Annotated in this window: 20 protein-coding genes; 6 read left to right on the top strand and 14 right to left on the bottom strand. The window is 66.5% G+C overall.

Translation table 11 applies throughout. From position 1 onward, the window contains the following. A partial coding sequence (locus tag PSV00_RS06030) for an ABC-F family ATP-binding cassette domain-containing protein (RefSeq protein ID WP_300445611.1) occupies window positions 1-1,165 on the bottom strand: 1,165 nt, incomplete at its 3' end. A gap of 94 nt (window positions 1,166-1,259) precedes the next feature. Between PSV00_RS06030 and ndk the strand changes: the two genes are divergently transcribed. Both ndk and PSV00_RS06020 read left to right on the top strand, forming a co-directional pair. Further along, entirely contained in the window at window positions 1,260-1,679 is a 420-nt protein-coding gene (ndk, locus tag PSV00_RS06025) for a nucleoside-diphosphate kinase (protein WP_300445610.1), read from the top strand. Between the two features lie 92 nt (window positions 1,680-1,771). Further along, window positions 1,772-2,425 carry a YoaK family protein gene (locus PSV00_RS06020; RefSeq protein WP_300445609.1) on the top strand — a complete coding sequence of 218 codons (654 nt, stop codon included), beginning with the start codon at window positions 1,772-1,774 and terminating at the stop codon, window positions 2,423-2,425. Between the two features lie 82 nt (window positions 2,426-2,507). Here PSV00_RS06020 and PSV00_RS06015 read toward each other — a convergent pair whose 3' ends face one another. From PSV00_RS06015 to purM, 4 genes are all read right to left on the bottom strand, one after another. Then, window positions 2,508-4,568 (bottom strand): M13-type metalloendopeptidase, encoded by a 2,061-nt coding sequence (locus PSV00_RS06015; protein WP_300445608.1) that lies wholly within the window; start codon window positions 4,566-4,568, stop codon window positions 2,508-2,510. 81 nt (window positions 4,569-4,649) lie between these two features. After that, the gene (gene purN, locus PSV00_RS06010; RefSeq protein WP_300445607.1) at window positions 4,650-5,246 is read right to left on the bottom strand and encodes a phosphoribosylglycinamide formyltransferase; all 597 of its coding nucleotides are present in this window, start codon (window positions 5,244-5,246) and stop codon (window positions 4,650-4,652) included. Next, window positions 5,246-6,625 (bottom strand): M28 family metallopeptidase, encoded by a 1,380-nt coding sequence (locus PSV00_RS06005; RefSeq protein WP_300445606.1) that lies wholly within the window; start codon window positions 6,623-6,625, stop codon window positions 5,246-5,248. The genes purN and PSV00_RS06005 overlap by 1 nt, the downstream gene beginning before the upstream one ends. A 161-nt stretch (window positions 6,626-6,786) precedes the next feature. Beyond that, the gene (gene purM / locus PSV00_RS06000; RefSeq protein ID WP_300445605.1) at window positions 6,787-7,824 is read right to left on the bottom strand and encodes a phosphoribosylformylglycinamidine cyclo-ligase; all 1,038 of its coding nucleotides are present in this window, start codon (window positions 7,822-7,824) and stop codon (window positions 6,787-6,789) included. Window positions 7,825-7,903: 79 nt separating this feature from the next. On the opposite strand from purM, the gene rnd reads away from it, so the two are divergent. After that, window positions 7,904-9,055, top strand: coding sequence for a ribonuclease D (gene rnd, locus PSV00_RS05995; RefSeq protein ID WP_300445604.1), 1,152 nt, complete (start codon window positions 7,904-7,906; stop codon window positions 9,053-9,055). Here the strand turns inward: rnd and PSV00_RS05990 are convergent. The 4 genes from PSV00_RS05990 to PSV00_RS05975 form a co-directional block, all read right to left on the bottom strand. Then, window positions 9,052-9,420 (bottom strand): VOC family protein, encoded by a 369-nt coding sequence (locus PSV00_RS05990; RefSeq protein ID WP_300445603.1) that lies wholly within the window; start codon window positions 9,418-9,420, stop codon window positions 9,052-9,054. The two genes, rnd and PSV00_RS05990, sit on opposite strands and share 4 nt — an antisense overlap. A gap of 50 nt (window positions 9,421-9,470) precedes the next feature. Then, window positions 9,471-10,964, bottom strand: a complete 1,494-nt coding sequence (locus tag PSV00_RS05985) for a Ppx/GppA phosphatase family protein (protein ID WP_300445602.1) — start codon at window positions 10,962-10,964, stop codon at window positions 9,471-9,473. Beyond that, a complete protein-coding gene (locus PSV00_RS05980) occupies window positions 10,961-13,180 on the bottom strand; it encodes an RNA degradosome polyphosphate kinase (RefSeq protein ID WP_300445601.1) in 2,220 nt (739 codons plus the stop codon). Before PSV00_RS05980 ends, PSV00_RS05985 begins: the two co-directional genes overlap by 4 nt. 104 nt (window positions 13,181-13,284) lie before the next feature. Further along, window positions 13,285-13,938 carry a DnaA/Hda family protein gene (locus tag PSV00_RS05975; RefSeq protein WP_300445600.1) on the bottom strand — a complete coding sequence of 218 codons (654 nt, stop codon included), beginning with the start codon at window positions 13,936-13,938 and terminating at the stop codon, window positions 13,285-13,287. A 221-nt stretch (window positions 13,939-14,159) separates the two neighbouring features. Here PSV00_RS05975 and aspS point away from each other — a divergent pair, with 221 nt between their 5' ends. Next, window positions 14,160-15,992 (top strand): aspartate--tRNA ligase, encoded by a 1,833-nt coding sequence (gene aspS, locus PSV00_RS05970; protein ID WP_300445599.1) that lies wholly within the window; start codon window positions 14,160-14,162, stop codon window positions 15,990-15,992. Between the two features lie 22 nt (window positions 15,993-16,014). Here aspS and PSV00_RS05965 read toward each other — a convergent pair whose 3' ends face one another. From PSV00_RS05965 to PSV00_RS05955, 3 genes are all read right to left on the bottom strand, one after another. Then, entirely contained in the window at window positions 16,015-16,923 is a 909-nt protein-coding gene (locus PSV00_RS05965; RefSeq protein ID WP_300445598.1) for a pentapeptide repeat-containing protein, read from the bottom strand. A gap of 62 nt (window positions 16,924-16,985) precedes the next feature. After that, window positions 16,986-17,477, bottom strand: coding sequence for a pentapeptide repeat-containing protein (locus PSV00_RS05960; RefSeq protein ID WP_300445597.1), 492 nt, complete (start codon window positions 17,475-17,477; stop codon window positions 16,986-16,988). 71 nt (window positions 17,478-17,548) lie between these two features. Further along, window positions 17,549-20,095: a TSCPD domain-containing protein gene (locus PSV00_RS05955; protein ID WP_300445596.1), complete on the bottom strand. Its 2,547-nt coding sequence runs from the start codon at window positions 20,093-20,095 to the stop codon at window positions 17,549-17,551. A gap of 204 nt (window positions 20,096-20,299) precedes the next feature. On the opposite strand from PSV00_RS05955, the gene PSV00_RS05950 reads away from it, so the two are divergent. Together PSV00_RS05950 and PSV00_RS05945 are read left to right on the top strand one after the other, a co-directional pair. Continuing rightward, on the top strand, window positions 20,300-20,692 hold the full coding sequence (locus tag PSV00_RS05950) for an NADH:ubiquinone oxidoreductase subunit NDUFA12 (protein ID WP_300445612.1): 393 nt from the start codon (window positions 20,300-20,302) through the stop codon (window positions 20,690-20,692). Then, on the top strand, window positions 20,689-21,351 hold the full coding sequence (locus PSV00_RS05945; RefSeq protein ID WP_300445595.1) for a DUF2155 domain-containing protein: 663 nt from the start codon (window positions 20,689-20,691) through the stop codon (window positions 21,349-21,351). Before PSV00_RS05950 ends, PSV00_RS05945 begins: the two co-directional genes overlap by 4 nt. Here the strand turns inward: PSV00_RS05945 and aat are convergent. Both aat and accC read right to left on the bottom strand, forming a co-directional pair. Beyond that, window positions 21,306-22,013, bottom strand: coding sequence for a leucyl/phenylalanyl-tRNA--protein transferase (gene aat / locus PSV00_RS05940; RefSeq protein WP_300445594.1), 708 nt, complete (start codon window positions 22,011-22,013; stop codon window positions 21,306-21,308). The genes PSV00_RS05945 and aat overlap by 46 nt on opposite strands. A gap of 35 nt (window positions 22,014-22,048) precedes the next feature. Continuing rightward, complete coding sequence (gene accC, locus PSV00_RS05935) at window positions 22,049-23,401, bottom strand: acetyl-CoA carboxylase biotin carboxylase subunit (RefSeq protein ID WP_300445593.1); 1,353 nt, start codon at window positions 23,399-23,401, stop codon at window positions 22,049-22,051. Between the last annotated feature and the right edge of the window lie 2 nt (window positions 23,402-23,403).

Raw genomic sequence — 23,403 nt, 5'->3', positions numbered from 1 at the left:
TCGGGTCCATGGCCTCGATCTGGTGCTGGTGGAACCAGCCCACCCGCATCTTGCGGTCGCGGTGCAGTTCGCCCTCGGATACGTTCAGGGCCCCGGCGATCATCTTGGCGAAGGTCGACTTGCCCGCGCCGTTGACGCCCAGCAGGCCGATGCGGTCGTCCAGATCCATGCGCAGGTTGAGATTGCGCAGAATCGGCTTGCCGGTTTCATAGCCGACATTGGCCCGTTCCAGCCGGATCAGCGGCGGGGCCAGCGGGCGCGGCGGCGACGGCAGGGTGAAGGGGGCGACGCGTTCCTCGATCGTGGTCGCCACCGGCTCCATCTTGGCCAGTCGCTTCATGCGGGACTGGGCCTGGGCGGCCTTGGACGCCTTGGCCTTGAATCGGTCGACGAAGGCCTGAAGGTGGGCCCGTTCAGTGTCCTGCTTGGCCTTGGCCGACAGTTGCAGCCGGGCCTTCTCGCCGCGGGTCTTCTCGAACGTGTCGTAATTGCCCGTGTAGAGCTCCATCGTCCGGTTTGCGAGATGCAGGATATGGGTGCAGCAGTTGTTCAGCAGCTCACGGTCGTGGCTGATGATCAGGGCGGTGTGCGGATATTTGACGAGCCGCGACTCCAGCCACAGCGCACCTTCCAGATCGAGGTAGTTGGTCGGCTCATCGAGCAGCAGCATGTCCGGTTCGGCGAACAGGGCCGCCGCCAGGGCCACGCGCATGCGCCAGCCGCCCGAGAATTCGGACATCGGCCGCTGCTGGTCGGCCTGGCCGAACCCCAGACCGGCCAGAATTTCCGAGGCCCGCGACGGGGCCGAGTCGGCGTCGATGTCGATCAGCCGAGCCCAGATCTCGCCCAGCTCCTCCGGCGGGGCGGTCTCCAGCCGTCCCATCAGCGTGTGACGTTCGACGTCGGCTTCCAGAATGGTGTCCAGCACGCTGAACGGCGTGGCCGGATGCTCCTGGTCGACCGATCCGATACGGGCCGTGCGCGGCAGGCTGATCTCGTCGCCACCCGCTGCCAGCTCGCCCAGGATCAGTTTGAACAGGGTGGTCTTGCCCACACCGTTGCGGCCCACCAGGCCGACCTTGGCACCGGGCGGCAGGCTCACGGAGGCGTTTTCCAGGAACTTGCGTCCCCAGGCGTTGAAAGTCAGGTCGGTGATCTGGAGCATGGCAGGAAAGACGTTTCGGACAGCAGTTGGAAACCGGGGAGGGCGCCGCTATAAGCCCGCCACCTTCAAACTCCCACAGAAGAAGTCCTTTTCCATGACCGAACGCACCTTCTCCATTATCAAGCCCGACGCCACGCGCCGCAACCTGACCGGCGCGATCAACGCCGTGATCGAAGGTGCCGGCCTGCGGATCGTGGCCCAGCGCCGCATCAAGCTGACCGAGGCCCAGGCCAAGAAATTCTATGAAGTCCACGCCGAACGCCCGTTCTACGGCGAACTGGTCGGCCAGATGATCGCCGAGCCGGTCGTGGTTCAGGTGCTGGAAGGCCCCAACGCCGTCGCCGCCTACCGTGACGTCATGGGCGCGACCAACCCCAAGGACGCTGCTGACGGCACCATCCGTAAACTGTTCGCCCTGTCGATCGGCGAGAACTCGGTCCACGGTTCGGACTCGCTCGAGAACGCCGGCATCGAAATCGCCCAGTTCTTCACGGCCGATCAGATCGTCGGCTAAACGATCGATCTTCCGATCGAACGACAGACGGCCGGATCGGTAACGATCCGGCCGTTTTCGTGTCAGGCTGCACCCGTGCAGGGGATTTTGACATGAAAGACTATGGCCATCGCGGTGTCCTTCTGGCCGCCACCCTGTCGGCGCTGGCTGGCTATGTTGATGCCGTGGGGTTTCTGACGCTGGGCGGATTCTTCGTTTCGTTCATGAGCGGCAATTCAACCCGGTTCGGTGTGGGCCTTGCGACCGGACAATGGACCCAGGCCCTGACCGCGATCGGCCTGATCGGTCTGTTCGTCTGCGGCGTGGTGCTGGGGGCGAGCTGCGCCCGGCGGTTTGGTGAGGTCCGGCGGGCGGCCGTTCTTGGTCTGGAGGCCACCCTTTTGCTCATCGGGGCCGGTCTCTGCACCGCCGGGATGAACGTGGCGGGGATGGTTGCTGTGGTGCTGGCCATGGGCGTCGAGAATGCCGTGTTCCAGAAGAACGGTGATGTCGGCGTCGGCCTGACCTATATGACCGGAACCCTGGTTCGGATCGGCCAGCGGATCGCCACGGCCCTGCACGGCGGACCGCGCTGGGACTGGGTCCCTTTCCTGATGTTGTGGGTCGGCCTGGCCTGCGGTGGCGCGCTGGGGGCGGTGATGTTCCTGCGGTTCGGCGTCCTCGCCCTCTGGGCGGCCGCCGCTGCTGTGGTCCTGCTGACCGCCCTTGTCGCGCGTGCGGAGTCCCGGGCGGTACGCCCCGCCTGATTGATCCGTCCGCCCGAGCGTCGAAATTGAAAACGGCCCCGGGGATGTCCCGGGGCCGTTTTCGTTTTCGATGGGGCGAACCCTACCAGATCACCGCCCGGTCAGCCGGGGCCAGATACTGTTCGTCGCCCGGGCTGACGCCGAACGCGGCGTACCAGGCCTCGATGTTGCGCACGGGGACCGAGGCACGGACGGCGGCCGGAGAGTGCGGGTCGGTCGCCAGTTGCTGCTGCAGAGCGGCGTCCCGCTGTTTGGCGCGCCAGACCTGGGCCCACCCCAGGAAGACCCTTTGGTCGCCGGTGAAACCGTCGATCACCGGGGCCGGCTGGCCGTTCAGCGACAGATGGTAGGCGTCCAGTGCCAGCAACAGACCGCCCAGATCAGCGATGTTCTCGCCCATGGTCAGGCCGCCGTTGACGAACATGCCGGGCAGGGGTTCGGTGGCATCATACTGAGCCCCGAAGACCGCGGCGCGGGTTTCGAACTTGGCCGCGTCCTCGGCTGTCCACCAGTCGCGCAGCACGCCGTCACCGTCGACCTTGCGGCCCTGATCGTCGAAGCCGTGGGTAATCTCGTGGCCGATGACCGCACCGATGCCGCCGTAGTTGACGGCCGGATCGGCAGCCGGATCGAAGAAGGGGGCCTGAAGAATGGCGGCCGGGAAGACGATCTCGTTGCGCGGCGGGTTGTAGTAGGCGTTGATGGTCTGGGGGGTCATGCCCCATTCCTGCGGATCGACCGGGCGGGAGAGCTTGCCCATCTGCCAGGCCCATTCGAAAGCTCCGGCCCGCTCGACATTGCCGTACAGGTCGTCGGCACGGATCTCGAGGCCGTCATAGCTGCGCCATTGGTCGGGATAGCCGACCTTCACGCCGAAATTGCCGATCTTGTAGAGCGCCTGTTCCCGGGTCTCGGGGCTCATCCATTCCAGATGCTGCAGTCGGTTGGTCATGGCGACCCGAAGGTTGCCGACCAGGGCCTCCATCGCGGTCTTGGACGAGGCGGGGAAATGCAGTCGCACATATTCCTTGCCGAGGGCCTCGCCCATCGACCCGTCGACAGCGCGGACGGCCCGGTTCCAGCGCGGCCGGTTCTCGGTGACACCGTTCAGGACCGTGCTGCGGAAGGCGAAGCGGGCATCGACGAAGGGCTGCGACAGCATGGCCGCCGACTGGTCAGCATAATGGAAGGCCTCATAAGCCTGCAGCGTCGCCAGGTCGGTCTCGCCAAAGATTCGGGCCAGCTCCGGGATGGCGGTCTTCTCACCCACGATGGTGTGGGCGGCGGCCGGCAGGCCGGCCCCTTCCGTCCAGGCGGCCCAGTCAAAGCCCGGCGCATAGGCGGCGATCTCGGCCATGGTCATCGGATTGTAGACCTTGTCGAGCTCGCGCGACTCGGCCCGGGTCCAGTGCTTCTCGGCAATACGGGTCTCGAAAGCGACGATCTCGGCAGCGGCCTTGTCCGGGTCGGTCCAGCCGATCATCGTCAGCATCTGCGCGACATAGGCTTGATAGGCCGCCTTCTTGTCGGCGAACGAGGCTTCCAGATAATAGTCGCGGTCAGGCAGGCCCAGACCGGCCTGGCCGATATAGGCACTGTTGGTATCCGGGTCCTTGAGGTCCTCGAACACATCGAGGGCAAACAGGCTGGAGCCGGCCTTGCCGAAGCTGCCCCCCATCAGGCGGGCGATGGCGGCATGGCTGCCAGCGGCGTGGATGGCGGCCAGTCCCGGCTCCATCGGTGCGGCACCGAGGGCGTTGACGCGGGCCTCATCCATATAGCTGGCGTAGAAATTGCCGATACGCTGGGCCTCGGGCGAGGAGTCAGGATTGGCGGCGCTGTTCTCGATGATCGCCTTCAGCTGCTCCTGGGATTCGTCATAGAGGACGTTCCAGACGCTCCAGGAAGCCCGGTCGGCCGGGATGGTCGTCTCATCCTTCCAGGTGCCCGAGGCATAGCGATCAAAATCGTTGCCGGGGCGGGTAGTCGTATCCATCGACGCCGGGTCGAAGCCCCAGGTGCCGATCACAGCATGGACCGGCGTCTGGGCATGGGCTGCGTGCGCGGACTGCTGGGCCATCGCCGGCGTGCACAGGATCAGGCCGAGGGCGGCGCTGGCGAGAAGGATGGAGTGTCTGGTCATGGTCTGCCTGTCGTTGGGTTCGAACATGGGGTTGTCGCGAACAGAATAGGGGCGGGCCGGACCATCAAACATTACAAATCGCTAATGCAGATTCCGACAGTAGGTGCTCAAGATTTGGGGATAGAGCTCGTGTTCCGCAATCTTGACCCGTTCGGCCAGGGTTGCCGGAGTGTCGTCGTCGCGCACCGCTAACCGCGCCTGACCGAGGACGGGGCCCTCATCGACCCCTTCGGTGACGATATGGACCGTGCAGCCGGCCTCGGTGTCGCCGGCGGCGAGGGCACGCGCGTGGGTGTCCAGTCCCGGGTAGAGGGGCAGGAGGCTGGGGTGGATGTTGAGCATGCGTCCGGCCCAGCGGCTTACCAGCCAGGGGGTCAGTAACCGCATATAGCCCGCCAGGGCGATCATTTCGACTCTGTGTTCGTTGAGCATGGCGTCGACGGCCTGCTCATGGGCCGCACGGTTCTTGCCGTACGGCCGATGGTCGATGGCCAGGGCGGTAACGCCAGCGGCTTCGGCGATCGCAAGGCCCCCGGCGTCGGGGACGTTGGAGATCACCAGCACGACCTCGAACGGGGCGTCAGCGGCCTGTCCGGCGGCAATCAGGGCCGCCATGTTCGTGCCGCCCCCGGAGACCAGCACGGCAACGCGGCGGCGACCCGGAATTCGGGCTGCCATCAGCGCCCCGGTGCCGGGTCACCGACCGAGACGAAGGCACCGGCCGGTCCGGGGAAAACAACCGGGCTTTCGAATCCGTCGGCCGAGACGGCCGAGACCCCGAAAAACCAGTCGTCGATGACGATGCCCGGCAGGGTCAGCTGCGTCGCCGGTCCGGCCCAGCGGCTGTAGGTCCACTGCGGAGCTGTCGTCGCCCGCCACCAGACGCGATAGCCGGCGGCTCCGGGAACGGCGGACCAGCTCAGGGTGGTGTCGGGCTTGACCGCGCCGGCGATGGTCACGCCGGTTGGCACCGAGGGGGCGGAGGCCAGGGCTCCCATCGAGACGATGTCCAGACGGGCCACCTGGCCGAGATAGTCGAAATCGACACCCTCGATGGTGTCACCGTAAACGACCCCGTCCTCGGTACGCAGGTCCTGGTGCTGACGGTCGTAGTTTTCTGTCCCTTCTGACAGGCGCACGGCCGGGAAGCCCGCGCGCAGCATCGCGACCTGGTCACCGCCGCGGCCGTAGCGGTCCGTGCGATAGATCAGCTCGACGTCGAAATTGGTCAGATAGCGGTCGGCGATCCCGTCGATAAACCGGGCCAGGTTGCGCGACGAGGAATCGACCTCGCCGCCGTTGTAGCGCCGGCGCTCGGTCTGGGCGGCGGTCTCCACCGTCTTGGTGCCTTCCGAGAACACCCGCACCCGGGTCGTGTCCCGCACGCCGCTTTGGCCCTGGGAGTTGCCGACGATGTCATTGTTCAGATTGGCCTCGACCTGCCAGCCTTGGGCGGTCGCATAGTCAGCGAGAATCTTGCCGCCCAGCAGCCCCTGTTCCTCACCGGACAGGACCGCGAACACCAGGGTGGCGTCGAACCGGTGTTGCGACAGGACCCGGGCGGCCTCGAGCACCGTGGCCACGCCCGAGGCGTCGTCATTGGCCCCGGGGGCGTCATCGGTGAAATTCATCACATCCGTGACCCGCGAGTCGATATGGCCGGAGATGATGATGACCCGGTTGGGGTCGCCGGTGCCGCGCTGGATGGCGAGCACGTCCACGACCTCGGTCGGCACGGGCACACGGGGCCCGGTAACGGTGTCCGACGGGGTGGCGATGGTCAGGCAGCCGCCGCAATCGCGGCTCATCGCCTCGAACTGGCGCTGGGTCCAGCGCCGTGCGGCACCGATGCCGCGGGTCTCGGAACGGGTTTCCGACAGGGTGTGGCGCGTGCCGAAGCCTACCAGGGCCTCGATGTCGCCGCGCATGCGCTCGGGCTGAACCTCGGCGGCCAGGGTGTGCAGCAGAGGCTGTTCAGCCGCCGCGGGCGTCTGGGCCAGGGTCGGGGACGCGGCGGCGAGACAGGCTCCGAAAAGGGCGATGGAAACGACACGCATGATCGGGCCTCACTGGTTACCGGGGCGCGGACCTTGCCGGGGCAGGAGGGGGCGGTCAATGCGACCGCAGTACGCGCCTCGACGATGGCTGTCAGCTGCCGCTCGCAAGCCCTCTGGAAGTCGCCGTGGATTGAACGCTGGCCCCCCGGGAGAGTCCTCTCTCAGCCGGCGGTCAGCTGGCCGCAGACGAAGGCCGTCTCGCCGGCGTTGAGCAGCGCGGCCAGCACCGGTTCGGCGTTCTCGGGCGCGACGATGAGGATGAAGCCGACGCCGCAGTTGAAGGTGCGGCGCAGCTCGTGATCGCTGATGCCGCCGACTTCACCCAGCCACTGGAATACGTGGGGCAGGGGCCAGGCGTTCCAGTCGAACTCGGCCTGCAGGCCCTCGGCAATGCACCGGGGCGGATTCTCGATCAGGCCGCCACCGGTGATGTGGGCCGCGCCCTTGATCAGGCCGGCCTTCATCAGCGGCAGGACCGGCTTCACATAGATGCGGGTCGGCTCCATCAGGGCCTGGGCCAGGGTGCGGTCCTTGGCGAAGGGGGCGTCGTCACCCCAGGCCAGGCCCGAGGCCTCGACCACCTTGCGAATGAGGGAGTAGCCGTTCGAATGCGGGCCAGATGACCCCAGGGCGATGATCACGTCCCCCGCGGCCTGGCGATCCAGATACGGCAGGGCATGGCCGCGCTCGACCGCGCCCAGCGAGAAGCCGGCCAGATCATAGTCGCCGCCCGAGTACATGCCGGGCATTTCGGCCGTTTCACCGCCGACGAGCGCACAGCCGGCCTGGCGGCAGCCTTCGGCGATCCCGGCGACGACGCGGCGGGCGGCGTCGATCTCCAGCTTGCCGGTGGCATAGTAATCGAGGAACAGCAGGGGCTCGGCCCCCTGGGCCAGCAGATCGTTGACGCACATGGCGACCAGGTCGATTCCGACCTCGTCATGCCGCCCGGTCTCGATGGCGATCTTCAGCTTGGTGCCGACACCGTCGGTGGTCGCGACGATCAGCGGATCGACGAATCCGGCCGCCTTCAGGTCGAACAGGGCACCGAATCCCCCCAGCGACGCCTCGGCCCCGGGGCGGCGAGTCGATTTGGCCAGGGGCTTGATGGCATCGACCAGCATTTCGCCGGCATCGATATCCACACCGGCATCGGCATAGGTGAGACCGCCACGCGGGGTTTCGGGAGTGTCGCTCATCGGTCACGGCCTGAATCAGGGGGCGGAATTCTGTCGCGGCTCTTGCCACAAACGGCTCGCGCGGGGCTATAGCATCCCAATGACGCCAATCACCACCAATGACGCACTCGTTGAATTCTGTGCGCGCCTGGCCAAGGCCCCGTTTATCGCTGTCGACACCGAGTTCATGCGGGAGACGACCTACTGGCCCAAGCTGTGCCTGATCCAGGCCGCCTCGGCCACGGACGAGGCCATCATCGATCCGCTGGCCGAGGGACTGGACCTCGCGCCCTTCCTCGACCTGCTGCGGGACCCGGACATCATCAAGGTGTTCCATGCCGCGCGTCAGGACACCGAGATTTTTGTCAAATTGGGCACCATGCCCGCCCCGATGTTCGACACCCAGGTCGCCGCCATGGCCGCCGGCTTTGGCGATCAGGTCAGCTATGAGGCCCTGGTCCGGCAGATGCTGAAGCAGGAGATCGACAAGGGTAGCCGGTTCACCGACTGGTCGCGTCGGCCCCTCTCGGATGCCCAGCTCGTCTATGCCATCGGCGACGTCACCCATCTGGCCACCCTCTATCCCAAGCTGCGTGACCGGCTCGAGAAGGCGGGACGCCTGAGTTGGGTGACTTCGGAAATGGCCGGACTGATTGATCCAGAACTCTATGACACCACGCCGGACAAGGCCTGGAGACGCCTGAAGCCCAAGAAATATTCGGCCAAATATCTGGCAGCCTTCAAGGCTACGGCGGTCTGGCGCGAACAGGCGGCCCAGGAGCGGGACCAGCCGCGCGGCCGGATCCTCAAGGATGATGCGATCGACGAAATCGCGGCCCAGGGGCCGACCGACGCCGAGGCCTTCAACCGCCTGCGCTCGGTGCCCAAGGGGTTCGGGGGGTCGCGTCTGGGCGCGGAACTGATTCTGGAGCTGAAGCGGGTCCTGGCTGACCCCGAAGCCCACGCGCCCAAGCTGGACCGTCCGTCACACAATCAGCCGGCCCCGCCGTCGGTGGTGGAATTGCTCAAGGTCCTGCTCAAGGCCAAGTCGGACAATGCCGGTGTGGCGACCAAGCTGATCGCCAATGTCGCCGATCTCGAGAAAATCGCCCTCGATGACAATGCCCCGGTCGATGCCCTGAAGGGCTGGCGGCGCGAACTGTTCGGCGAGGACGCGCTCAAGCTCAAGCGCGGGGAGATCGCCCTTGTCCTGAACGGGGCCCGTGTCGAGGTCGTCGAGATCGAGGGCTAGGCGGGACCGGTCGCGGGCTCCCAGAGTTCGATGGGGTTGCCTTCCGGGTCGTGGATGCGGGCGAAGCGGCCGATTTCCGGCATCGAGTCCCATTCGGGTTTGGTAATGACGTCGATACCCGCCGCCCTCAGGCTGGCCATGAGGTCATCAAGTCCGTCCACGCGCAGGTTCAGCATCCAGCGCCGCCTGGCCTCGAAATAATCGCTGCGTTCCGGGAAGGGCGAAAACACGGTCGGCCCTGCCTGCTGGTCCCACAGGAAGGCTTTCTCGGGCGCACCGACGCCGAGGTGGGTCAGATACCAGGCGGCCAGACCCCGTGGGTCCTGGGCGCGAAAGAAGAAGCCGCCGATTCCGGTCACGGGCATGATCGTCCCCCTTGGGTTCTGGGCAGGCTGACCCCTGTCGCCGGTCGTGTCTAGATCGACAGGCCGAGGTCCATGGCCTCGGCGAGGGCCTTGGCGCGCTTCTTCGTCTGTTCGCCCAGCAGGACATCAGCGTAGCCGTCGGTCGCTGTCAGTTTCAGCATCCCTTTTTCGACGGCGGTCCCGGCATTGGCCAGCAGCTGCGGCGAACGACCGGACAGGTCGCAGGCCAGGCGGATGGCCAGGCCCAGGGTTCGGGCCCGCAGCCGCTGCTCATCGGTCAGCAGGCGTGAAACGGTTGCAGGCTGGGGCGTGCCCGCCGCGCCACCATAACGGGCGTTCAGGGCACAGGCCAGGAAGGCGCGCTCGGCATGGGTCTGGCCGGGGATCGGGGCCCGCAGGATCTGGTCGAACACCAGTTCGGTTCGGTGGTCAGGGTGCAGTCGCGCACCGAGGTCGGCCAGATGGCAGGCCGCGGCGGTCAGCGTGGCGTCTCGACCCCGGTCGTCGCTACCGGGCGCGGCCTCGAGCAGTCGACTGATCCAGGCGTTCAAAGCCCCGGGCAGGGTCGGGGAAATGCCCTGACGGGCCCCAAGGGCCTGACAGCCGGCCAGCAAGGGGTCGGTGGCCAGGGTCTCGCTGTCCAGAGCCTCGAACAACAGGCCCTCGCGCACCCCCCAGGCCGACATGGTGATGCGTTTGAGCTCCAGCCGGTCAATAAGGCCCTCAAGCACCAGGGCGGCATAGGGGAGGGTCTCGGCCCGCTTTCGGGAAACGCCCGGCATCTTGTCGAGCGAAGACCGCGACTGCCGCGCGATGAGCCGGGCCGTATCCCGGATGGCCGCTGCGCTGATCTCATACTGGTGCACGATGTGCAGAGGGTAGTCGATCAGGGCCATATGCACCTGGGCGATGCTGCGCCATGCCCCGCCGACTGCGTACAGATGCTCGCCGCGATAGTCGCCGGCGGGCTTCAGCCGTCGGGCGATGGTGTCGCGCAGTCGTCCGGCGTCGAACCCCTTGGGGTCGGCCAGGGCAAACGGCCCCAGCGGCAGGGTGATGCCGGGGGAGACCACTCCGTCGGTAATCCGCGCCAGTTCCAGGCTGGCCCCGCCCATGTCGGCCGTGATCCCCTCCGCATCCGGGATACCGGCCAGAACGCCGAGGGCGGAAAAATGCGCCTCTTCCGCCCCGGTCAGAACCCGCACCTTGAGTCCGGTCTCGGCGGCGACGCGGCCGCAGAAGTCAGGCCCGTCACCGGCCTCACGAACAGCGGCCGTGGCAGCGATGAAGGTGTGGGCGGGGCGAACCCCTTCAATGACAGCGGCGAACCGCTTCAGGGCAGCCAGGGCGGCCGTAACCCCGTCTTCGGACAGTCTGCCGGTCGTCGCCAGGTCGCGACCCAGTCCAGCCAGCACCTTTTCGTTGAACACAGTCCAGATGGCGCGGCCTTCCAGCCGGTACAGGACCAGGCGCACCGAGTTCGACCCGATGTCGATGACGGCGATATCCCGGTGCGCGGTCGCCGTATCCTCGAGACCGGTCATTTGCGGCGATCGTCGAAATGCAGCTCGCGTGGCCGGTTTTTCACCTTGCGGCCGCGTCCTGACAGGCTGGGGTTGGTCATGAAATATTTGTGGGCCGAGAAGGGGCGTTCGGGATCGACAGGCTGCACCCGATGATAGTCGCCGGCCGAGTCGAGCACCCAGCTCTGGGTATCGTCCTTCAGGTTGGCAACCATGATCTGGTCCAGCACCTGGTCATGGACGGTGGCATTGCGTACCGGCGTCATCAGCTCGACCCGGCGGTCGAGGTTGCGGTTCATCCAGTCCGCCGACGAAATATAGACCCGGGCCTTGTCGTGCGGCAGGTCGTGGCCATTGGCGAAGGCGACGATACGGCTGTGCTCGAGGAAGCGTCCGACGATCGACTTGACCCGAATGTTCTCGGACAGATCGACCACGCCCGGCCTCAGGCAGCAGATGCCGCGGATCACCAGTTCGATACGCACACCGGCCTGGCTGGCGCGGTAAAGGGCGTCGATGATCTCGGGATCGACGAGCGAGTTCATCTTGGCCCAGATGGCGGCAGGCTTGCCCCGGGCTGCGGCCGACATCTCCTTGCCGATCATTTCGACCAGCTTGGCCTTCATGTTCAGGGGCGAGACGATCAGGGCCTCCAGCTCGTCGGGCTGGGCGTAGCCGGTGATATAGTTGAACACCCGGGTGGCATCCCGGCCCAGTACCGGGTCACAGGAAAACAGGCTCAGGTCGGTGTAGATTCGCGCGGTCACGGGGTGATAGTTGCCGGTGCCGAAATGGCAGTAGGTCTTGAGCCCGTCGCCCTCGCGTCGCACGACGATGCTCAGCTTGGCGTGGGTCTTGTATTCAACGAAACCGAAGACGACGTGGACGCCGGCGCGCTCCATGGCCCTGGCCCAGCGCAGATTGGCCTCCTCGTCGAACCGGGCCTTGATCTCGACCAGGGCGGTGACGTTCTTGCCGTTCTCGGCCGCCTCGATCAGGGCGGCGACGATCGGGCTGTCCTTCGACGTCCGATAGAGCGTCTGTTTGATGGCGATGACGTTCGGGTCCCGCGCTGCCTGGCGCAGGAACTGGACCACCACATCGAAACTCTCGAACGGGTGGTGGATCAGCATGTCCTTCTCGCGCACGGCCGCGAAGATATCGCCGCCGTTGTCGCGGACCCGTTCCGGGTACCGGGGCTCATAGCCGGGGAATTTCAGGTCCGGATGGCCGGCCGGAATGAGGTCCGACACCTGTGACAGTCCCAGCATGCCGGCGACCAGAACGATGTCACGGGGGGCGGCGTTCAGCTCGTCGGTGATGAAGGTGCGCAGGTCGGCGGGCATACCGGCCTCGATCTTGATCCGCACCACCGAGCCGAGGCGGCGCTGTTTCAACGCCTCCTCGAATTCCATGACCAGGTCTTCGGCCTCTTCCTCGATTTCGATGTCCGAATCGCGAATCAGCCGGAACACGCCGCGTTCCAGAATTTCGCAGCCGGGGAACAGATGATCGATGAAGATCATCAGCAGACTTTCCAGGGTCACAAAGCGGCGCTTGCCGGGCTTCGAGCGCCCATCGGTGGCCAGGGGCCAGAAGCGCTTCACCTGGGTCGGCACCGGAACCAGGGCGTAGAGGGTGCGATTATCGCGCCGCCGCCGCAGCTTCAGCGCGAGCGAGAAGCCGAGGTTGGGCAGGAAGGGAAAGGGGTGGGCCGGATCAATGGCCATCGGGGTCAGAACGGCGAACAGGCGGTTGAGGAATTCCGGCTCCAGCCGTTCCCGCTCGGTCTTGGTGATGCGGTCCGCGTCGACGACCTCGATCCCGGCGACGGTCAGCTCCTTGCGCAGCTTGCGCCAGCGCCGCTGCTGTTCGTCCATCAGGGTTCCGGCGGCGACATTGACCTTTTCCAGAGTCTCGGCCGGGGTCAGGCCGTCGGCCGAGACCACCCGGACCCGCTCGCGCACCTGCCCCTTCAGCCCGGCGACCCGGGTCATGAAGAACTCATCGAGATTGTTGGCCGAAATCGACAGGAAGCGCAGCCGTTCCAGCAGCGGGTGGGCGGGGTTGGCGGCTTCTTCCAGTACGCGGGCGTTGAATTTCAGCCACGAGATTTCGCGATTGAAGAACCGCTCCGGCGAGGCCATCAGGCTTTCGGACAGGTCCATCTGCGGCGCGCGCGACGACGGGACCTCCTCGCCGGTGGTCTTGTCCGTGATGGCAGCGATTTCGGTCATGGTCCGGTTCTGACGCGAGGGTGCGACGGCTGCAAGCGTTCAGCGCCCTTCGCGGAGCAGACCATGGTGCAATTGTCCCTGTTCGGCAGGGTGCAGGTCCGGAATCAGTCGAACAATTCGCCGGTCGCGGCGTCGGAATCCAGGACCTGGCGGGCCAGGGCCCGGGTCACCGGTCGATGTTCGGCGTCCAGCCGGTCGACCACCGCTTCCACGGCCGCCGCCGACCGGTCGATCCGCCGCACCAGATAGTCAATCAGTTCGTCACCGGGCGCGATGCTCCGGGCGGCGAAACGGGCGCGGAGAATGGCCGCCAGCACGGTGTCGTCGGGTTCCTGCATGCCGACCACACGAACCACGTCCAGTCGCGAGCGCAGGTCGGGCAGGACCGTATCCCAGGCGCGCGGAGCCGGACGTGAGGCCAGCAGCAGGGCTCCGCCGCCGGACTGGGCCAGATTGATCAGATGAAACAGGGTTTCGTCATCAGCGTCCTGGGCGCGGTCCAGCAGGACCGGGCGGCCTTCCAGTTCCAGGGGGTCCGCGAGACTGGCCTCAGCGCCATGCAGGGCGATCGCCCCGACGCGTTCGGCCCAGATCGCCGCGAGGTGGCTCTTTCCGGATCCCGCCGGGCCGTGGAGCGCCAGGACCTGCTCGCCACCATCCGGCCAATGCTCCAGCACCGCCATGGCCTCGGTATTGCTGGGGGAGCGCACGAATTCAGCCGCCCCGGCCGGGACGTCCCGTTCGAGGGGGAGTTTCAACTGATTCAACTGATCGCGGCGGACCGGGACATGCATCACCCACTCATAGCAGATCGATCCCCGGCGGCGTATCGGTCCGACACTCCGGTGGTGGACAAGGTGTACCGTCTGTGGACGGCCGGTCGTGGGCTGGCCGCCTTGACTTTCGGGGGCGATAATGCGCCCTTCCGGCCCTCTGAATTTTCGCTGTTTCACAGCCGTTTTCCAAGACGAACGCCCTCATGCACGCCTATCGCTCACACACCTGCGGCGCTCTGCGCGCTTCCGACGCCGGCTCGGCCGTTCGCCTGTCCGGCTGGATCCACCGCAAGCGCGATCACGGCGGCCTGCTGTTCATCGACCTGCGCGACCACTACGGCCTGACCCAGCTGGTGCTGCATCCGGAAACCCCGGGCTTTGCCGCCGTTGAACGACTGCGGGCCGAGAGCGTGATCAAGATCGACGGCGAGGTCGTGGCCCGCTCGGCCGAGACCAAGAACGTCAACCTGCCGACCGGCGAAATCGAGATCCAGGTCACGGCTGTCGAGGTGCTGTCCGAGGCCGCCGAACTGCCGCTGCCGGTCTTCGGCGAGCCGGAGTATCCCGAGGAAATCCGCCTCAAGCACCGCTATCTCGATCTGCGCCGCGAGACGCTGCACAAGAATATCGTCCTGCGGTCGCGGGTCATTTCCTCGATCCGCCAGCGGATGGTCGGTCAGGGCTTCCTCGAATACCAGACGCCGATCCTGACCGCCTCCAGTCCCGAGGGCGCGCGCGACTTCCTGGTGCCGTCGCGCCTGCATCCCGGCAAATTCTACGCCCTGCCGCAGGCCCCGCAGCAGTTCAAACAGCTGCTGATGGTCTCGGGCTTCGACCGCTATTTCCAGATCGCCCCCTGTTTCCGCGACGAGGACCTGCGTGCCGACCGGTCGCTGGAATTCTACCAGCTCGACGTCGAGATGAGCTTCGTCACGCAAGAGGATGTTTTCGCGGCCATCGAACCGGTCATGCATGGCGTGTTCGAGGAGTTCGCCGACGGCAAGCCGGTCTCGCCGATCGACCAGCCCCACACCTTCACCAACGACTTCGAACAGACCCTTGAACACAAGGGTTTCGAGCGTCTGACCTTCGCCCAGTCGATGAAATGGTACGGCACCGACAAGCCGGATACCCGCAACCCGATCAAGATGCAGGACGTCTCGGACCATTTCCGCGACGGCGGTTTCGGCCTGTTCAACAAGATCCTCGGCGCGGACGACAAGAACGCCGTCTGGGCGATCCCGGCCCCGACCGGCGGCAGCCGCGCCTTCTGCGACCGGATGAACAGCTGGGCCCAGGGCGAGGGCCAGCCGGGTCTCGGCTATATCTTCTGGTCCGACGACCAGCAGGCCTGGGGCGGCCCGATCGCCAAGAATCTCGGTCAGGAGCCGACAAACGTCCTGATGACCGCCCTCGGACTCGGCAAGGGCGACGCGGCCTTCTTTGCCGCCGGTCTGCCCGCGACCTTCGCCAAATTCGCCGGCCTCGCCCGCACCCGCGTGGGCACGGAGCTGAAACTGATCGATGAGGCGCAGTTCAAATTCTGCTGGATCGTCGACTTCCCGATGTTCGAATGGTCGGAAGAAGAGAAGAAGGTCGACTTCAGCCACAACCCATTCTCGATGCCCCAGGGCGGGCTGGAGGCGCTGGAAACCCAGGATCCCCTGACCATCCGGGCCTATCAGTACGACATCGTCTGCAACGGCTATGAGCTGTGCTCGGGCGCGATCCGGAACCACAAGGCCGAGATCATGCTCAAGGCGTTCGAGATCGCCGGCTACGACGCCGCCGTGGTCGAGGAACAGTTCGGCGGTATGCTGAACGCCTTCCGCTTCGGAGCCCCGCCGCACGGGGGCCTGGCACCGGGCATCGATCGCATCGTCATGTTGCTGGCTAACCAGACGGCGATCCGCGAGGTCATCGCTTTCCCGCTGAACCAGCAGGGTCAGGATCTGCTGATGAATGCTCCGGCCGAGGTCGAGGACCGTCAGTACAAGGAGCTTCACATCCGCCCGAGCCTGCCGCTCAAGAGCTGATCGGGATCAGGGGGCGGCGGTTCTAGTCGCCGCTGGCCATGACCAGGTTACGGCGCGGCGGCGTCGGTGCGCTGGGCGGCCGGGGCGGTGCCGGCGGCTGCATCAATGAGATGCCGCGGCAGTTTCGCGCGTTCAGACCGTTCGGCAGGCGGGTCGCGCTGTCCCCGCAGGCGCGTCCCACCTGATCCTGGGTCAGGCCGCGGGCCGACGACAGGTCGACGCCGCGAATATCGGTGCGGTTCAGCGAAGCACCGGTGAAATCGGTGCGGGCAAACTGGCCGTCCCGCAGGCGGGCACTGTCGAGGGACGCATTGCGGAAACTGGCCGAGCGGAAATCGCCGTTGGACATGTTCGAGGCGTTGATCTCGGCATTCGAGAAATTGGCCGAGCGCGCATCGACATTGGCCAGGGTGGCTCCGAACAGCTCGCTGCTGCTCAGATCGGCCCGGGTCAGGACCGCGCCGTTCATATTGGCCCCGCCCAGTTCTGCACCGGTCAGGTCGGCCCCGTAGAGCCTCGCCCGGACCAGGGTGACACCGCTGGCGGCCGCGCCGGCCAGATTGGCCCCACTGAAATTGGCCCCGGTGAAATTCGCGCCCAGCGTCGAGACCCCTCGCAGGTCGGCATTGCTGAAGTCGCTGCCACTGAAATTCGAACCGACCAGTTCCGCACCGCGTAGATTGGTGCCGACCAGGGTGGCGTTGACGAAGGTCGCCCCGGTGAAGGTGGCTCCGGTCAGGTCACGACCGGACAGCTCGCAGCGATTGCAGGACCCGCCCAGCGATACCATCCGGGCGATATCCCGGTCCTGATACAGAAACCGGATTTCCGCAGCGGCCGGCGTGGCCATCATCATCGCGCCGAAGGCCACCGCTGCGGCCAGGGCGGCGGTCGGGAGGCGACGGATCAGGGGCGGGTTGATCTGGAACACCTGACCTCAATGGCCCCAAACCTGTGATGTCCCTACTTAAATCGTCGTAAGAAAGGTGACCTTCAGCAGGCGGGAATGCGAAGTCCGGAAGGCAGGGTGGTGGAGGAATCGCCGCAGGCCCGGTTCAGCTGGCTCTGGGTCAGGCCGGTCGCCCGCGCCAGTTGGGCACCCGAGAAATTGGTCCCCTCCAGGGTCGCGCGCGAAAAGTTGGAGCCTTCCAGATAAGCCCCGACAAAGCTGGCGTTGGTCAGGTTGGCCCCGGAAAAATTACTGCTCGAGAACACGGCGCCATAGGCATCGACGTCGCGCATGTCGGTATTGGTGAATCGGGTCCGGTTCATCACCGCCAGACTGAGGTCCGCCTGGCGCAGGCGGGATCCGGACAGATTGAGGCCTCGCGCTTCCAGTCCGCCGAAACTGGCCTGGAACAGATTGCATCCGGGGCAGCTGGCTCCACCGCGAACCCTGGCGATCTGTCCGGCGTTCTGGGCGAAGGCGGGTGCCGCTGTGGCCATGAGGGTCAGGGCGGCGAGGGCGGTCAGGATCGGCTTCATAGCGGCAGAGTCTCCGGTCTTTGGCGTCGGGCAATGCAAGACGCGGACCAGTATAGCCTCCAGACCCTTACCTATCCCTGCATGGACGGAGCCACGCCGCACGTATCGCAGATCCAGCCGGCTCCGCGCTGTTGCAGCGAGAAATCACCACAGGCCGGGCAGGCGACGGCCTCGGTCGGCGCTTTCGCCGGCGCGGGCGTCAGGTCGCGCTTTTGGCCGAACGGCAGCACCACCAGATTGTCAGGCGTCGTGCCGCGGGCAAAGCCCTTGGAAATGAACCGGGCGGCAGGCACAGCCTCGATATCATGGCTCTTGCCCGAACCCAGGCCGTCGGCGTTTAACTGGTCCGCCCCGGCATTGGCCAGTTCGTGCCGGTCCAGATAGGACACGCCCAGTTCCCGGAAAATATAGTCGAGGATCGAGGTCGCGGACTGGATCGAGTCATTGCCGGTGACCCGACCCGCCGGCTCGAACCGGGTGAAGACAAAGGCGTCGACGAACTCGTCCAGCGGCACGCCGTATTGCAGGCCGATCGAGATGGCGATGGCGAAATTGTTCATCAAACTGCGGAAGGCGGCCCCCTCCTTGTGCATGTCGATGAAGATCTCGCCCAGTTCGCCGTCGTCGTATTCTCCGGTGTGGATATAGACCTTGTGACCGCCCACAGCGGCCTTCTGGATATAGCCCTTACGGCGGTCCGGCAGTTTGCGGCGGGTCCGGTCGCGTTCGACAACCTTCTCGACCACCCGCTCCACGGCACGGGCTTCGGGCTCGGGGCGACGGGCGGCGGCGGGCTCGACCTCCATCAAGGTCAGCAGGGGCCCGGCCGGGGGCGCGGCTCGCCGAAGCCGGACCGCGCGTCTCCCGTCCTGCGCGGCTTCAGCCAGCAGGGCCAGGGCCTGGGTCGGGGTCGTGCGCCAGTCGATGATTTGGGGCGCGACGTCGGGGGCCTCGCTGTATGGCTCCAGGGCGGCCCGGAGTTCGGCTTCGAAGCCGTCGGGATCGTCCAGCACGGCCTGCAGGCGGGGAGGGGCGTCCGGCCAGTCCCGCAGCGTCCCGTGACCGAAGACCCAGGCCCGGGTCGCGGCGACGGCTTCAGCGGTCAGGCCCAGGTGGGACAGCAGGTCCGGGGTCGTCGTTTCCGACACGCCCAGCACGTCGCGAAGGAAACCCGGGTCCAGCACCGGGGCGCGAAAGACATCGTCAAAGTCCGCAGCATCGGCCAGGGCGGCTTCAATCGCCTCAAGTTCGACATCGGTGAAGCCCAGTCCGCGCAGCGTCCCATGGTCAAAGCCGGGAGCCCCGGCCAGGGTACGGTGACCGAACAGTCGACGCTCGGTGGCCTCGATCTCGCCCCCCGCGTTGGCAATGGCGGTTGCCAGCGACGGTCGCAGGCGGCGGGCAATCTCGCCGTCACCGGTCTGATAGTGGTCGATGGCTGAGAACGGGCTGACGCCCAGAAGCAGGGCGGCCTCGGCATCATCAACGAACAATGACAGGGCTGTGTGCCGCCGCAGGGCACCGTCCCCGCTCTTGTCGTCACCGCTTCCCTTGCGGGTTCGCGAACGGGCCAGATCGATCGAGGCTGTGGTCATGGCCCGGGCGACCCGCTCGCCGATCCGGCCGATCGCCGAGTCGATCGGCTGGTCGTCCATGGGTTGCACGATCACCAGGTCGGTCAGGCCCGATAAGCCCAGGGCGATCGCGGTGCCGGCTCCGGCCAGGTCGAGGGCCACGGTCCAGAGTTGAGCGAGGGCGCTCAGGTTCTCATCGCTGCAGCCACCGGGCAGGGCGGCGATGGCCGGCAGGTTCAGCAGGGCCCCGCCGGCCCGGGCCGTGTGGCTCAGCCGGTTCGCGTCCGTGGTGGCGAAGGTCAGAATCAGGTCGCCGTCGAGCGAAGCGTCAGCCGCGACTGTCGCCTCGACCGCACCGGCAGCGATCCGGTCGCGCGCGGCGCATGCGACCAGCGGGGACCGGATCGGTACGGCGCGGGTCAGGACGGGAAACCGCTCACCCGCAATGGCGCGCAGGATGTCGGCATCGGAGGCACCGGCGCGGCGCGCCGCAAGGGCGACCCGGGCCAGGGCCGGATTTCGGGCCGGATTGGCGCAGTCCTCTGGCGGGCCTTCGCAGCGGAGCACGGCATCGGCGACGGCATTGAGCGCAACCGAGGCTGTCTCGACGGCCGTCGGGGCGAGTCGGTCGCTGCGTCGGGCCGCGACGGCATTCGTCAGGTAGGTCCGGGCATCGACGTCGGACAGGTTCAGCGGTGAGACGGGCGTGCTGCGGTCGGGTCGGGTTGGTGCCACCAGCCCCAGACGAATCGTGGCGCACAGTTCGCCCGCGAAGGCTTCGGCCATCCCCCGGGTGAACAGGCCCAGCTTCAGGCCGCGCGCCGCGATCCGGGCGGCCCAGGCGTCGATGGCACCGTCCAGCCAGTCATCGGGGCTGTAGGGAGCCTCAGGCTGGGCGTCGGCCCAGTCGAGCCAGGCCTCGATACGCACATCGGTCCAGTCCGTCGGCGCCAGCACCGAATCGATCCGGTTTGCGCGTTCGATCTCGCGGGTCGTGACGGTGGCGGTCGTCGCCAGGGCGGCGAAGCGGGCCATGAAGCGCATGCGGCGATCCTGGGTGGCGTAACCTTGATCCTAGAAGATGTTCCTGGTTCATCGCAATAAATCTAGCGTGGTGGGGCGGTGTTACCCCCAACATATTGATCTAGCGGGCGCGCGGCTTGTGCTGGACGGACGGCCCGCCGGTTTCTATGATCGCGCCAGCGTCGCCGGACCTCCCCGCGCGTCGAAAGATACGGGTGCGTGGACGTGCTGAGCAGGATTTTCGGTTGGTGGAACGGGGCGACGATCGGGACCCTGTTCACCGTGGCCAAGCGCGGGGCGCTTGTCGGTACCGACGAACACGGCAACCGTTACTACCAGTCGCGCGACAACGTCAGCTATGACGGCCGCAAGCGCCGCTGGGTCATCTATGACGGCTATGCCGAGGCCACCAAGGTCTCTCCGGACTGGCACGGCTGGCTTCACTATACATTCGATGAGCCGCCGACGGTCGAACCGCTGCCGCGCCGCTCCTGGGAACGGGACCACATCCCCAACCTGACCGGCACCCCGATGGCCTGGTTGCCGCAGGGCTCGATGGCCGCTGAAGGTCAGCGTCCGGCCGCCACCGGCGACTATGAGTCGTGGAAGCCCGAATGATCCATCGCGGGCTGATCCTGGCGGGGGTGGCGGTCGTGGCCTTGATGGGCTCCGGTGCCGTCGACGCGGGTTCGCGGCTGGACGTTCCGCAGGACGCCACGCCGGCCCCAGATACCGTCGCGGATCTTTTACGCCAGACCCCGGCACGACCGGCACCCGTCGAATCTGCCCCCGCCGGCACTCCGGCTCCGGCCGCGCCGGTTGCTGTCAGCGCGCCGCCGGTCCCGGTGGTCGCGCGGGCCGAGGAAAAGGTTGTCCCGGTCGTCGAGCCCGAACCCGAGGTCGTGGTGGCCGAGGCATCGACCAAGACCGACGAGCCCCTGGTGCCGGCCCGGCGTCAGCGTCGTCCGGTCGCCGTGATCCAGGCCATCGACAAGGTGACCGCCGAGACCATGCGTTTCGAGGTCGAGGTCGGTGGACGGCCTGTCCGGTTCAACGATACCCTGATCTTCAAGGTTCGCGCCTGCGACATGTCGGCACCGGATGAGCTGACCGACGACGCGATCGCCTATGTCGAAGTCAGTCTTCAGCCGCGCGGAACCCTGCCGGGCACCGAGACGCGCCAGCTCTTCCGGGGCTGGATGTTTGCCTCGTCACCCGCAGTCAACGGCCTTCAGCATCCGGTGTTCGACGCCTGGGTCGTGGCCTGCAAGGCATAGGTCACCGTATCGGCCCCGCCGAGTGAGCGGGTCAGGGCAGTCCTGTCCGGTACCACCTTCAGGGCGGGTTTGAGCATCCTCAGATAGGCGGCCTGGGGCGTTTCCACCGCGCCGAACCGGGCCAGGTGTGCGGTCAGGAACTGGGTGTCCAGCAGGGTCCAGCCACCCAGCTTCAATCGGGCCACCAGATGCACCAGCGCCACCTTTGAGGCGTCGGTTTCGCGGCTGAACATGCTCTCGCCGAAGAAGGCCCCGCCCAGGGTCACGCCGTACAGGCCCCCGACCAGTCGCTCGTCGTGCCAGCATTCGATGCTGTGGGCGTGGCCGCCCGCGAACAGTTCCAGATACAGCCGCCGGATCGGTCCGTTGATCCATGTGTCCTCGCGCCCGGCTCCAGACTCCGCACAGGCATCAAGAACCGCAGCGAAGGCGGTGTTGACCCGCACCGCGAACGGCTCGCCACGCACGGTGCGGCGCAGGCGGCCCGGGATGTGGAACCGGTCCAGCGGGATCACACCGCGCTGGTCCGGTTCGACCAGGAAGATGCGCGGATCGTCGCGCGTCTCGCCCATCGGGAAGACGCCGTCGGCATAGCAGCGCAGCAGCTGTTGCGGCCCGAAGCCGCCGAAGGGATCGGAGACGCTGAAATCCGGTTCAGTCATCCGGTCCTCCGGCGTCGCGGGCTCGTCCGATGCCGTCAGCCCTGTCCCGCCTGACGCTTGGCCCAGTTTTCCAGCCAGTGGATGTCATAGTCGCCCGACAGGATGTCCGGCTCCTGCAGCAGCTTCTGGAACAGGGGGATGGTCGTGTCGATGCCGCCGACGACCATCTCGCCCAGACTGCGCTTCAGGCGGGCGACGCATTCGGCCCGATCCCGGCCGTGCACGATCAGCTTGCCGATCAGGCTGTCGTAATAGGGCGGGATCGCATAGCCGGTGTAGATGGCGCTATCCAGACGGACGCCCAGCCCGCCGGGGGCGTGGAAGTCGGTGATGGTGCCCGGCGACGGGGTGAAGGTCTCTGCGTTTTCCGCGTTGATCCGGCATTCGATGGCGTGGCCGTGGAAGCTGACCTGGTCCTGGGTGAAGGACAGGGGCTCGCCGGCGGCGATGCGGATCTGTTCGCGCACCAGGTCGACGCCGGTGATCATCTCGGTGACCGGATGTTCGACCTGCAGGCGGGTGTTCATCTCGATGAAGAAGAACTCGCCGTCTTCCCACAGGAATTCGATCGTGCCGACGCCGAGGTAGCCGATGGAGGCGATGGCCTTGTTGACGGTCGCGCCGATCGCGGCCCGTTCCTTCGCCGACAGGGCGGGCGAGGGGGCCTCTTCCATCATCTTCTGGTGGCGACGCTGCAGCGAACAGTCGCGTTCGCCCAGATGGACCACATTGCCGTGGCTGTCGGCGACCACCTGAATCTCGATATGGCGCGGCTTCTGCAGATAGCGTTCCAGATAGACGGTACCGTCACCGAAAGCGGCGGCGGCCTCGGACTGGGCGGTCTGAACGGCCTCGGCCAGATCGTCGGGCGTCAGGGCGACCTTCATACCGCGTCCGCCGCCGCCGGAAGCGGCCTTGACGATCAGCGGGAAGCCGATGGATTTCGAGGCCTTGACCGCGTCCTCGACCGTGGCCACGCCGCCATCCGAGCCCGGCACGCAGGGAATGCCCGCTGCCTTGACCGTCTGTTTGGCAGTGATCTTGTCGCCCATGACCCGGATGTGTTCAGGCTTGGGACCGATGAAGGTCATACCGTGAGCCTCGACGATCTCGGCGAAACGCGCGTTCTCGCTGAGGAAGCCGTAGCCGGGGTGGATGGCCTGGGCCCCGGTGATCTCGGCCGCCGCGATGATCGACGGGATGTTCAGATACGATTTCGCCGCCGGAGCCGGGCCGATGCAGACGCTCTCGTCGGCCAGCCGGACCCACATGGCCCCGCGGTCGGCCTCGGAGTGCACGGCGACGGTGGAAATCCCCATCTCCTTGCAGGCGCGGTGAATCCGCAACGCGATCTCGCCGCGGTTGGCGATCAGGACCTTGGTAAACATGG

The organism is Brevundimonas sp., from assembly GCF_029945885.1.
Classification (GTDB): domain Bacteria; phylum Pseudomonadota; class Alphaproteobacteria; order Caulobacterales; family Caulobacteraceae; genus Brevundimonas.
This window is presented reverse-complemented; position numbering and strand designations above follow the sequence as displayed.

Coding starts and splice junctions, on each gene's coding strand:
- PSV00_RS06015 (WP_300445608.1), bottom strand. CDS start 4,568: ATGACCAGACACTCCATCCTTCTCGCCAGCGCCGCCCTCGGCCTGATC.
- aat (WP_300445594.1), bottom strand. CDS start 22,013: ATGACTGAACCGGATTTCAGCGTCTCCGATCCCTTCGGCGGCTTCGGG.
- aspS (WP_300445599.1), top strand. CDS start 14,160: ATGCACGCCTATCGCTCACACACCTGCGGCGCTCTGCGCGCTTCCGAC.
- PSV00_RS05980 (WP_300445601.1), bottom strand. CDS start 13,180: ATGACCGAAATCGCTGCCATCACGGACAAGACCACCGGCGAGGAGGTC.
- PSV00_RS05955 (WP_300445596.1), bottom strand. CDS start 20,095: ATGCGCTTCATGGCCCGCTTCGCCGCCCTGGCGACGACCGCCACCGTC.
- PSV00_RS06020 (WP_300445609.1), top strand. CDS start 1,772: ATGAAAGACTATGGCCATCGCGGTGTCCTTCTGGCCGCCACCCTGTCG.
- rnd (WP_300445604.1), top strand. CDS start 7,904: ATGACGCCAATCACCACCAATGACGCACTCGTTGAATTCTGTGCGCGC.
- accC (WP_300445593.1), bottom strand. CDS start 23,401: ATGTTTACCAAGGTCCTGATCGCCAACCGCGGCGAGATCGCGTTGCGG.
- purN (WP_300445607.1), bottom strand. CDS start 5,246: ATGGCAGCCCGAATTCCGGGTCGCCGCCGCGTTGCCGTGCTGGTCTCC.
- ndk (WP_300445610.1), top strand. CDS start 1,260: ATGACCGAACGCACCTTCTCCATTATCAAGCCCGACGCCACGCGCCGC.
- purM (WP_300445605.1), bottom strand. CDS start 7,824: ATGAGCGACACTCCCGAAACCCCGCGTGGCGGTCTCACCTATGCCGAT.
- PSV00_RS05960 (WP_300445597.1), bottom strand. CDS start 17,477: ATGAAGCCGATCCTGACCGCCCTCGCCGCCCTGACCCTCATGGCCACA.
- PSV00_RS05985 (WP_300445602.1), bottom strand. CDS start 10,964: ATGACCGGTCTCGAGGATACGGCGACCGCGCACCGGGATATCGCCGTC.
- PSV00_RS05990 (WP_300445603.1), bottom strand. CDS start 9,420: ATGCCCGTGACCGGAATCGGCGGCTTCTTCTTTCGCGCCCAGGACCCA.
- PSV00_RS05945 (WP_300445595.1), top strand. CDS start 20,689: ATGATCCATCGCGGGCTGATCCTGGCGGGGGTGGCGGTCGTGGCCTTG.
- PSV00_RS06005 (WP_300445606.1), bottom strand. CDS start 6,625: ATGCGTGTCGTTTCCATCGCCCTTTTCGGAGCCTGTCTCGCCGCCGCG.